General features: G+C 59.7%; 2 protein-coding genes and 1 tRNA gene. All 3 read right to left on the minus strand.

Translation table 11 applies throughout. The annotated features are described in order from the left end of the window. Window positions 1–752: NTP transferase domain-containing protein (locus tag HYZ49_20395; protein ID MBI3244646.1), on the minus strand; the 752-nt coding region annotated here is incomplete at its 3' end. Window positions 753–1,079: 327 nt separating this feature from the next. Beyond that, window positions 1,080–1,150: transfer RNA gene (locus HYZ49_20400), tRNA-Gln, on the minus strand. Window positions 1,151–1,200: 50 nt separating this feature from the next. Then, window positions 1,201–2,319: a response regulator gene (locus HYZ49_20405; protein ID MBI3244647.1), complete on the minus strand. Its 1,119-nt coding sequence runs from the start codon at window positions 2,317–2,319 to the stop codon at window positions 1,201–1,203. Window positions 2,320–2,543: the final 224 nt, after the last annotated feature.

Below are 2,543 nucleotides of genomic sequence, written 5' to 3' on the forward strand. Positions count from 1 at the left end.
ACCCCGGCTTCCATCCAGCGCCGGTTGAGGCGCCGCCGCATGGCGGCTTCGGCCTCGGCCAGGTGAACGCGGGTGTTGACGCCGATGGTCTCCTCTTCGTCGTCGAGGACGACGGCCTCGACCCGCGACCCGCGAGAGGCGGCAATGCCGATCAGATCGGTAAGATAGTATTCACCTTTGGGCGAAACAGGAATCTTCGGAAGTTCAGACCACAAGAATTCGGCGTTGAAGCAATAAGCGCCGACGTTGAGTTCGTGGATCGCCTTCTGCTCCGGCGTGGCCTGCGCTTCTTCGACAATGGCCGTCACCAAGCCGTCGGGGCCGCGAACGATGCGGCCAAAGCCGCGCGGGTCGCCGGCGAGGACAGTGAGCATGGTGAGCGGGCCGCTGTTCCGGCGCTGGCGCTCGTTTAGCTGTTTCAGGGTGTCGGCGGTGAGGAGCGGCATGTCGGCATAGTAGACCAGCACTTGCCCGCCCCGCTCACGCAACAAATCGGCGGCTTGCAGGACGGCGTGGCCGGTGCCAAGTTGCTCGGCCTGAGTCACGTAGTGGCACTGCTCGCCCAGCGCTGCCTTCACTGCCTCACCGCCGTGACCGACGATGAGGACGGGCGGGCCGCCGGCCAGCGCCCGACCTGAGTCAACTGCGTACTGCGCCATCGGCTGGCCGCAAATGCGATGCAAAACTTTGGGCAAAGCGGATTTCATGCGCGTGCCCTGGCCGGCGGCAAGGATCACCACAGAAAGTGTCATTATCGCTCCAAAATCGTTTTGCTCAGACACCAAGTGTCTGCTTCGCAAAGACACTTGATGTCTGAGAGGAAATGGCTCTTCCGCTTTGGCGGGAAAACCCTGCCACGAATTTCACGAATGTACGGCAAATTTGTGAAATTCGTGTAATTTGTGGCAAAGAATTCCGGTCAATCCGGTAGAGCCGAGGAAATAAAAGATGCGCGAAGCTCGACGGTTCTGGTGTTCAGCCGTGAAGTTCCACGCATCTCAAAGTTAATGGCGCCGACAGGTTCAAGGCTACACAAGTCGGGGTCGTCGTCGTTCATTAAAAATGTTTGGAGAGGCAGGCTGGGTCGCGTGGATTCGAACCACGGTCAAAGGATCCAAAGTCCTCTGTGCTACCACTGCACCACGACCCAGTGTTTGAAGGCGGCGCGTATTGTAACACACGGCCAGAGGCTTGAGTAGGTTAGGACTCTTCCTTAGTCACCAGACCGAGTTTGAGAGCCTGCTCGAAAGACAGGGCGCTGCCGCGAGTCGCGCCGCTTTCCACTTCTGAGGCGGCTGAATCCCAGAACGAATCCAGGTCCAACTCGCCGAACGAGCCGGCGGCGGCGTTCAGCACTTCGTCTTGAATGTCGAGCATCGGCTCCAGCGGCTCCGGTTCGGGCGCCAGGATGGGCATGTGCGGAACGTTGGGCAGGATGATGGGTTCAGCTTCAGGGATGGGAATGATGATGGTGTCGGTGGCGCGGGCGGCTTCCACCGGCGCCGAGGCGGCCAGCGGCGTGGCGTAGGCCAGGGCCGGAGCGCGTTCGGCCATTGCGTTGAGCATGTCGTCGGCGCACTGGCGGCCATACCGTAGAACCAGGCCCATCTGCTTGGCGCCCATCTCCCCCTCGAACAGCATGATGAGCATGTACGACTGGCCGACGTTGATCACGTAAACGTCAAAGTCGTCGCCGTCGAAGAAGTGCATGTTGAGCGGAACGTAGCCGCCCAACAGGTGACAGACTTTGAGCGAGGCGCTGAAGGCCACTTCGATGTGCCGCACCATCTCGTCAATATTGAAAGATGAAACGTCGCCGGCGCGGGCGATGACCATGCCGTCCAGGTCGGCCAGGTAAACGGCCAGACATCCCAGATCGTAGCGCAGGGCGCTGAGGCGGGTGGCGACGCTGGGCGGCGGCGGGGCGTCCTCTGCCGGAAGGTCTGGCAAGTTGCCGCCAAACACCTTTTGAATGACGGCGGCAAATTCTTTGGGGTTGATGGGCTTGGCGAGAAAAGCCGCCGGGTTGAGTTTGCGGGCTTCCGCCTCGGCCTGCGGCGAGTTGTTGCCGGTGATAATGACGACTTGCGCCTCGGGCCGCAACTTGCGGATGCGGCGCATGAGTTCCAGCCCGTCCATGCCCGGCAGGCGCACGTCGGCAATCACCAGGTCGAAGCTGGTGCGCCGCACTTCCAGCATGGCTTCCTCTGCCGACGGCACTTCTGTGACCTGGAAGTTGCGGTCAATCAACTCCAGAGCGGCATGAAGCATGCGGGTGATTTCGCGTTCGTCGTCAACGATCAAAATTTTAGCGGCCATGCCCGAATTTTATCACCGAACCGTTTTGCAGGATAGCGAAACAAAAAAAGACCCTAAGTGCCTATCCGAATAATCGGAAAGACCCTTAGAACCTATCCTAAAGACCCCTTTGCTGATACAGTTGCCAAATGCCCAAGACTGTGAAAACACCAATCAAACAACAGAAACCGACTCGCCCAACGAGGCCGACCAATCCCACGACAGGCGGTTTTGAAATCTCGGAC

This window comes from Chloroflexota bacterium (assembly GCA_016197225.1).
Classification (GTDB): Bacteria; Chloroflexota; Anaerolineae; order Anaerolineales; family VGOW01; genus VGOW01.